4 protein-coding genes are annotated in these 8212 nt (G+C 72.6%); 3 read left to right on the forward strand and 1 reads right to left on the reverse strand.

What is annotated here, in order from left to right:
• Positions 1-492: 492 nt before the first annotated feature.
• On the reverse strand, positions 493-696 hold the full coding sequence (locus ACIQG9_RS29755; protein WP_400408556.1) for a hypothetical protein: 204 nt from the start codon (positions 694-696) through the stop codon (positions 493-495).
• Here ACIQG9_RS29755 and ACIQG9_RS29760 point away from each other — a divergent pair.
• The 3 genes from ACIQG9_RS29760 to pulA all read left to right on the forward strand — a co-directional run bounded on the left by ACIQG9_RS29760 (position 695) and on the right by pulA (position 8038).
• Positions 695-1384, forward strand: a complete 690-nt coding sequence (locus ACIQG9_RS29760; RefSeq protein WP_400408558.1) for a hypothetical protein — start codon at positions 695-697, stop codon at positions 1382-1384. The two genes, ACIQG9_RS29755 and ACIQG9_RS29760, sit on opposite strands and share 2 nt — an antisense overlap.
• Before the next feature lie 59 nt (positions 1385-1443).
• Positions 1444-2196: a hypothetical protein gene (locus tag ACIQG9_RS29765; RefSeq protein ID WP_400408560.1), complete on the forward strand. Its 753-nt coding sequence runs from the start codon at positions 1444-1446 to the stop codon at positions 2194-2196.
• A 343-nt stretch (positions 2197-2539) separates the two neighbouring features.
• On the forward strand, positions 2540-8038 hold the full coding sequence (gene pulA / locus ACIQG9_RS29770) for a pullulanase-type alpha-1,6-glucosidase (protein WP_400408561.1): 5499 nt from the start codon (positions 2540-2542) through the stop codon (positions 8036-8038).
• Positions 8039-8212: the final 174 nt, after the last annotated feature.

The following is an 8212-nucleotide window of genomic DNA, read 5'->3' on the forward strand; positions in this document are numbered from 1 at the left end:
CCGGTGGTGGTGGCGAGGCCGGCGGCGGTCAGCACGGTCTTGCGGATCAGATCGGTACGCATGGTGGCGTGCTCCTCTGGTCGGGGGTGTGCGGCAGGGTGCCCGTGGGGTGGGCGGTGCCGCGGAAGGGGAAAGTCGGGAGAAGACGGTCGACCCGGTAATCGGGGACCGGAGTGCGGGGTGCCGGCGGCGGGGCCTGCTCGGCGTTCCGAGGGGGTGTAACCAACCCGGTGGCGACCGCATTCCACGGTCGGTGTTCCGGGGCCGTCCCGGGTGGGGGAGCGGTGGTGGTATGCCAGGTACAACGCCCCGACCCCGGCCGCGATTCCGCCGTGGGGGTGGCCCCGGCCACGGGACGCCAGGTGCGAACGGGACACGTCGCCCGGCCCGGCAGCCAGCACATCGGGACGAACCGGACATCGAGGCGGTCGGCGGACCGGATGCGGGTGACGGCGTACCCGGGTCAGCCGGCCCGATGGGCCCCGGTGCCGGTCAGGCCGGCTCGTTTCCGGGCTTCGCGGCCTGCGCGTGCCGCTCGCGCAACCGGTCCCGGATCTCCTCCGGGGTGTACGCGCGACGCCGCCGCTCGGCGCGGGCGACCACCACCCCGGTCGCGGCGACACCCGCGAGACCGGCCAGCCCGAGCACCTTCCACCACCGCATCCGTTGCCGCATCGGCCTAGGGTAGACGCTCATGAGCATCAGCCTGGACGAGGCCGTCGACCTGACCCGCACCGGTGACGTCTGGGTGTTCCGTGGCCGCAGCGTGCCGGACCGGGCCATCCAGTTCACCACCAACAGCCCGGTCAACCACGTCGGAATGGCGGTCGTGCTGGACGACCTGCCGCCGCTGATGTGGCACGCCGAGTTGGGTCGGTCGCTGCCGGACATGTGGACCGGCACCCACCAGCGCGGGGTGCAGTTGCACGACCTGCGCGACGCGGTCTGCGTCTGGGCCAACCGGTACGGCCAGCGGGCCTGGCTGCGCCAGCTCGAACCGTCCGCCGACGCCGCGATGGAGCAGGCGGTGCTGCGTACCGTGGCCCGGCTCGACGGCACGCCCTTCCCGTCCACCGCGCAACTCGCCTGGCGCTGGGCCCGGGGTCGGGTTCCGCACGTGCGGCTGCCGCTGCCCGGGTGGCGGGACCGGGCCGGCCAGGCGGCCGACGATCGGGAAACCGCACTGCCGGGCGGCGACCGGGCCCTGGAGACCGCGTACTGCGCCGAGGTGGTCGCGGTGACCTACGAGGCGATGGGGTTGCTGCCGGCCGGCCGCCGGCCGAACTGGTACGACCCGGGCCGGTTCTGGAGCGGCGACGACCTCGACCTGGCCGGCGACGCGCGGCTCGGCACGGAGATCGAGGTGGCCATCCCGCCGCGGTGAGGTTCGCCTACGGGCGCTAGTCTCGCTCGACGGTTCGGCCGAGGAGGATCATGCCGGGGATGCGTGGGAGGCGATGGACGTCCCGCGTTCCCCACGCGGTCGCCGTGTTGCCCTGGATGCTGGTGTCGGTCGGGGTGGTCGTGCTGATCGTCCTCCTGGTCAAGGTGCTCGTCGTGGTCCTCACGCACGACCGATACGCCGAGCACGGACCCGGCGCGCGCAGCGAGTCCATCGTGGTCCCCGGAGCGTCGGCCGCCGCCGCGTCGGTCCCGCCCACCCGGGCCACCCCCACGCCGAGCCGGTCGCGTCGGGAGGCCGACGGTCGGCCCGGCACCCTGCTGTCCCCGCCCGCGAGGACGCCCAGCGCGACCAGCCCGGTCGCGGTGTCGCCGCTCGTGTCGCCGCCGGCCAACTCGCCTACCCCGGCGCCGACGGTGCTGCTCAACGACGACGCCGCCGGCATCGACTACCGGGGACGGTGGTCGGTCTCCCAGCACCGGCCGTACGGCGACCACCGCGACGACGTGCACTGGACCACTCGCGACGGTGACTCCTTCCGCTTCACCTTCACCGGCACGGGCCTGGACTACATCACGTCCCGGGACCACAACTACGGGGACGCCGACGTGTGGGTGTTCGACTCGAACGGTCGGACGGTGAAGCGGCAGCGGGTCAGCGCACGGGCGGAGCGGTACACGCCGCAGCAGACCGTCTTCAGCGTCGCCGACCTGCCCCGCGCCCGCTACACCGTCTGGGCGGTGAAGCGCGGCGGCGTCTACTTCCAGGTGGACGCGCTGCTGGTGCGCGACTGATCCGGGCCGGCCGGCGGTCGCTACCGGGTGCTGGACGACTACGGTGACGCGTTCGTCGGTGAGGTGCTGCTGCGCACCGGCGGCGGCACCCGCCCGTCGAGCTGCACGGTCGAGCGCGCGGGCTGCGGCGGCCTCTGACCCGGCGGCTGGTCGGTGAGCGCGGCACCGGCCATCAGCCCCCGGGCCACCCGGGATCGCGGCGCCCCAGCGCCGTGTCCACAGGTGACGAGGGGCCGGTTTTCGCAAGATGGCTGCTTTGTTACGACTCGGTTTGCAAGGTATTGCAGAATGTTTCGGCAAGGGCTAGCGTGCGGGCGAATCAGCGACCATAGGAAGGCCGTCGATGAAACCCCCGCCGATATCGCGCAAGGCGCTGCTCGCCCTGGTCTCCACCCTCACCCTCGCTCTCGTCGGCGTTCCGGTCGCCGTCCACCAACTCGGTGCCGACGCCACCGAGCGGCCGTCCACCGTGGACGCCCTCGCGGCGGCCGGCGCGGCCCAGTGGGGCGCCGAGCCCTCGACCGAGGCCCTGCTCTCCGCCGGCAACGGCAAGGGCCGCGCCGAACAGTTCTACTTCGTGCTGCCGGACCGGTTCGCCAACGGCGACCGGCGCAACGACGCCGGTGGCCTGACCGGCGACCGGCTCCGCACCGGCCTCGACCCGAAGGACAAGGGCTTCTACCACGGTGGTGACCTCAAGGGCGTCATCGACAAGCTTGACTACATCCAGGGCCTCGGCACCACGGCCATCTGGCTGGCCCCGATCTTCAAGAACCGCCCCGTCCAGGGCTCCGGCGCGGACGTCTCCGCCGGCTACCACGGCTACTGGATCACCGACTTCACCCAGGTCGACCCGCACTTCGGCACCAACGAGGAGATGAAGCGGCTGGTCAGGCTCGCGCACCAGCGCGGCATCAAGGTCTACCTCGACGTCATCGTCAACCACACCGCCGACGTCATCAGGTACGCCGAGGACAAGTACGCGTACGTCGAGAAGAAGGACGCGCCGTACACCGACGCGCAGGGGCGCGAGTTCGAGGACCGCAACTACGCCGACGGCACCCGGGACTTCCCGAAGGTGAACAAGGACGCGGGCCCGTACACGCCCACCTTCGCCAACGCCGCCGACGCCACGGTCAAGGTGCCGGCCTGGCTGAACGACCCGACCATGTACCACAACCGGGGTGACTCGACCTTCGCCGGGGAGAACAGCGAGTACGGCGACTTCTTCGGCCTGGACGACCTGTGGACCGAGCGTCCCGAGGTGGTCAGCGGGCTGACCAAGGCGTACGGCGACTGGATCGCCAGCACCGACGTCGACGGCTTCCGGCTGGACACCGTCAAGCACGTCAACCTCGACTTCTGGCCGCAGTTCAGCCAGGGCATCAAGCGGGCCGCCGACCAGGCCGGCAAGAAGGACTTCTTCATGTTCGGCGAGGTCTACAGCGCCGACCAGGAGATCACCTCCAGCTATGTGCGGCGCGGTGGCCTGCCGGCCACCCTCGACTTCGCCTTCCAGGAGGCGGCGCGCGGCTACACCGCCGCCGGCGGTTCGGCCAAGGCGCTCGCCGAGGTGTACGCCAAGGACCCGCTGTACGCCGCGCGGGACACCGACGCCAACCGGCTGACCACCTTCCTCGGCAACCACGACATGGGCCGGATCGGCTCCTTCGTCGCCGCCACCGGCGGGGACGACGCCAGCCAGCTCAAGCGCGACCAGCTCGCCCACCAGTTGATGTTCCTCACCCGGGGCCAGCCGGTCGTCTACTCCGGCGACGAGCAGGGCTTCACCGGCCCCGGCGGGGACAAGGACGCCCGGCAGGACATGTTCGCCACGCAGACGGCGGACTACCTCGACGACGACCTGATCGGCACCACCCGCACCCACGCCAGCGACCAGTACGACACCACCCACCCGCTGTACCGCACCATCGCCGAGCTGGGCAGGCTGCGGGCCGCGAACGCCGGGCTGCGCGACGGCGTCCAGGTCACCCGGTACGCGGCCGACGGCGCGGGCGTCTTCGCCTTCTCCCGGATCTCCCCGGCCGACCGCATCGAGTACGTGGTGGCGGTGAACAACGCGGCGACCGCGCAGCCGGTCACCGTGGCCACCTGGTCGCCCGGCACCACCTTCACCGGCATCCACGGCGACCCGGCCACCCCGACCGCGGGCGCCGACGGCACGCTGCGGGTGACCGTGCCGGCCATGTCGGCGGTGGTGCTCAAGGCCGGCCGGGCCGTCCCGCAGGCCGCGGCCGGGCCGGGCATCACCCTCAGCGAGCCGGGTGCCGAGCCGGTGGCCACCAAGGCCGCCGTCACCGCCCAGGTGACCGGTGACCCGCTGGCCACCGTCACCTTCGCCGCCCGGGTCCCCGGTGGGAAGTGGACCCTGCTGGGCAGCGCGCACTCCGCGCCGTACACCGTCTACCACGACCTGACCGGCCTGGCCGGCGGCACGAGGGTCGAGTACAAGGCCGTCGTCCGCGACGGCAGGGGACGCACCGCGAGCACCCGGTCGACGGGCCTGGTCGGCACCCCGGCGCAGGGCGCGTCCCGCGACTGGGCGGTGGTGCACTACCAGCGCCCGGCCGGCGGCTACGACGACTGGGGCCTCTACGCCTGGGGCGACCTCGACCCGGCGTACGTCACCGAGTGGCCCCACGGGCAGCCGTTCGCCGGTGAGGACTCCTACGGCCGGTTCGCCTGGGTCAAGCTGAAGCCGGGCGCGAAGTCGGTCGGCTTCCTGGTGGTCGACAAGAACGGCAACAAGGACGTCGCGAACGACCGCACCGTCGACGTGACGCAGACCGGTGAGGTCTGGGTCAAACAGGGCGACCCGACGCTCTACCCGACCCGGCAGGCCGCCACCGGCGAGCCCGACCCGGCCGTCGACGAGGGCACCGCGATCATCCACTGGCGCAAGGCCGACAACGACTACGCCGGTTGGGGGCTGCACCTCTGGGACGGCGCGGCCAACCCGACCGACTGGGCCAACCCGCTCAAGCCGGCGAAGGTCGACGCCTTCGGCGCGGTCTTCCGGGTGCCGCTCGCGGCCGGCGCGACCGGGCTCAACTACATCGTCCACCACGGCGACACCAAGGACCAGCCCGACGACCAGCGGCTCGACTTCGCCGCCGTGGGCCGTGAGGTGTGGCTGCTCGCCGGGGTGCCGGGCCGGCTGCTGCCGACCAGCTCCGCCGGCCCGGCCAGGGACCTCGACATCACCCGGCAGCGGGCGCAGTGGATCGACCGGTCCACCGTCGCCTGGTCGACCGGTCCGACCGACGGCAAGGCGTACGCCCTGGTGGTCGCGCCGGCCGGTGGGCTGACCGTCGCCGACGGCGAGCTGTCCGGGACGTACCGCACGTTGCCGCTGCGGGCGCGGCGCGACGGGCTCACCGAGGCCCAGCGCGCGGACTTCCCGCACCTGTGGTCGTACCAGGCGTTCCACCTGGACCGGGCCGACCTGGCCGAGGTGCCGGCGGCGCTGCGCGGGCAGCTCGTGGTGACCGAGCGGGACGCCGGGGGCGCCCTGCTCGGGGCGACCGGGGTGCAGATCCCGGGCGTGCTCGACGACGTCTACCGGTCCGCCACCGACGCGACGCTCGGCACCACGTTCGCCGGCCGGGTGCCCACCCTCGCGGTCTGGGCGCCCACCGCCCGCACGGTGTCGCTCCAGCTCTTCGACACGCCGTCGGCGCAGCCGCGGCCGGTGCCGATGAGCCGCGACGACCGGACCGGCGTCTGGTCGGTGCGCGGCAGCCGCGACTGGACCGGGAAGTTCTACCGGTACCAGGTCGAGGCGTGGCAGCCGGCCGCCCAGCGGATGGTCACCGCCTCGGTCACCGACCCCTACTCGGTGGCGCTCGCGCCGGACTCGACGCACAGCCAGATCGTCGACCTGTCCGACCCGGCGCTCACCCCGGCCGGCTGGACCGGGCTGCGCAAGCCGCCCGCCGCGCCCGCGTGGAAGGCGCAGGTGTCCGAGCTGTCGGTGCGGGACTTCTCGATCGCCGACACCACCGTGCCGGCCGAACGGCGGGGCACCTACCTCGCCTTCACCGACCCGAACACGGCCGGGATGAAGCACCTGCGGGCGCTCGGCGACGCCGGGGTCAACTACCTGCACCTGCTGCCGGCGTTCGACTTCGCCACCATTCCCGAGCGGCGGGCCGACCAGCAGCAGCCCGACTGCGACCTGGCCACGCTGCCGCCGGACGCCGACCAGCAGCAGGCGTGCGTCGCCAAGGTCGCCGACACCGACGGCTACAACTGGGGGTACGACCCGCTGCACTACACCGTGCCGGAGGGCGGCTACGCGGTCGACCCGAACGGGGCGCAGCGGACCACCGAGTTCCGACGGCTCGTCGCCGGGGTCAACGGCGCCGGCCTGCGGGTGGTCATGGACGTGGTCTACAACCACACCTCGGCCGCCGGCACCGACCCGAAGTCGGTCCTCGACCAGGTGGTGCCGGGCTACTACCACCGGCTGTTGGACGACGGCAGCGTCGCCAACTCGACCTGCTGCGCCAACACCGCCCCCGAGCACGCCATGATGGGCAAGCTGGTGGTGGACTCGCTGGTCGTCTGGGCGAAGCAGTACAAGGTGGACGGCTTCCGGTTCGACCTGATGGGTCACCACCCGAAGGCGAACATCCTGGCCGTACGCGCCGCGCTGGACCGGCTGACCCTGGCCCGCGACGGCGTGGACGGCAGGAGGATCCTGCTCTACGGCGAGGGCTGGAACTTCGGCGAGGTCGCCGACGACGCCCGGTTCGTCCAGGCCACCCAGGCCAACATGGCCGGCACCGGGATCGGCACCTTCAACGACCGGCTCCGCGACGCGGTGCGTGGTGGCGGCCCCTTCGACGGCAATCCGCGCGTCCAGGGCTTCGCCTCCGGCCTCTACACCGACCCCAACGGCGACGAGGTGAACGGCACGGCCGCCGAGCAGCGGGCGCGGCTGCTGCACTACCAGGACCTGATCAAGGTGGGGTTGACCGGCAACCTGCGCGGCTACCGGTTCACCGACTCCGCCGGCCGGCAGGTCACCGGGGCGCAGGTGGACTACAACGGCGCACCCGCCGGCTACACCGCCGCGCCGGGCGAGGCGGTCACCTACGTCGACGCGCACGACAACGAGATCCTGTACGACGCGCTGGCGTACAAGCTGCCGCCGGGCACCTCGGCGGCCGACCGGGCCCGGATGCAGGTACTGGCCCTGGCCACCACGGCCCTCGGTCAGGGGACCGGGTTCGTGGCCAGCGGCTCCGAGCGGCTGCGCTCCAAGTCGCTGGACCGCAACTCGTACAACTCCGGTGACTGGTTCAACCAGATCCGCTGGGACTGCGCCCAGGGCAACGGCTTCGGCGCGGGTCTCCCCCCGGCACCGGACAACCGGGACAAGTGGTCGTACGCCCAGCCGCTGCTGGCCGACCCGAAGCTGGTGCCGGACTGCGCGGCGATCGACCTGGCCGACGCCCGGTACGCCGAGCTGCTGCGCGTCCGGGCGTCCTCGCCGGTATTCGGGCTGGACACCGCCGACCAGGTGCAGAAGCGGGTCGCCTTCCCGCTCTCGGGTGAGCGGGAGACCCCGGGGGTGCTCACCATGACCCTCGACGCCCGGGGGCTGGACGGCAGGTGGAAGTCGGTGACCGTGGTCTTCAACGCCACCCCGGCGACGGCGAAGCAGACGCTGACCGGGCTGCGCGGGGCCGACGTGGCCCTGCACCCGGTGCTGGCGAACTCGGCCGATCCGGCGCTGCGGACGGCCTCGTTCGACCGGGCGGGCGGCACCTTCACCGTGCCGGCGCGCAGCGTGGCGGTGTTCGTGCAGCGCTGACCCCACGACGATCCGGCCCCCTGCCACGCCAGTGGCAGGGGGCCGGTCGTCTGCGCGGGATCCGTTCGCTGACCGTCGGTCAGTTGAAGCAGTCTTTGACGGTGCCGGCGCAGTTGGTGGGGTCGTTGTTGGTGATGGTGGTTTTTTCGTCGAGGGTGACGTGGCCTTCGTTGT

Origin of the sequence: Micromonospora sp. NPDC092111 (assembly GCF_044755745.1) — a bacterium.
GTDB lineage: Bacteria > Actinomycetota > Actinomycetes > Mycobacteriales > Micromonosporaceae > Micromonospora.

What these genes read in the sequence shown, in the direction of transcription:
- ACIQG9_RS29765 (WP_400408560.1), top strand. Translation starts at nt 1,444, where the DNA reads ATGCGTGGGAGGCGATGGACGTCCCGCGTTCCCCACGCGGTCGCCGTG.
- pulA (WP_400408561.1), top strand. Translation starts at nt 2,540, where the DNA reads ATGAAACCCCCGCCGATATCGCGCAAGGCGCTGCTCGCCCTGGTCTCC.
- ACIQG9_RS29760 (WP_400408558.1), top strand. Translation starts at nt 695, where the DNA reads ATGAGCATCAGCCTGGACGAGGCCGTCGACCTGACCCGCACCGGTGAC.
- ACIQG9_RS29755 (WP_400408556.1), bottom strand. Translation starts at nt 696, where the DNA reads ATGAGCGTCTACCCTAGGCCGATGCGGCAACGGATGCGGTGGTGGAAG.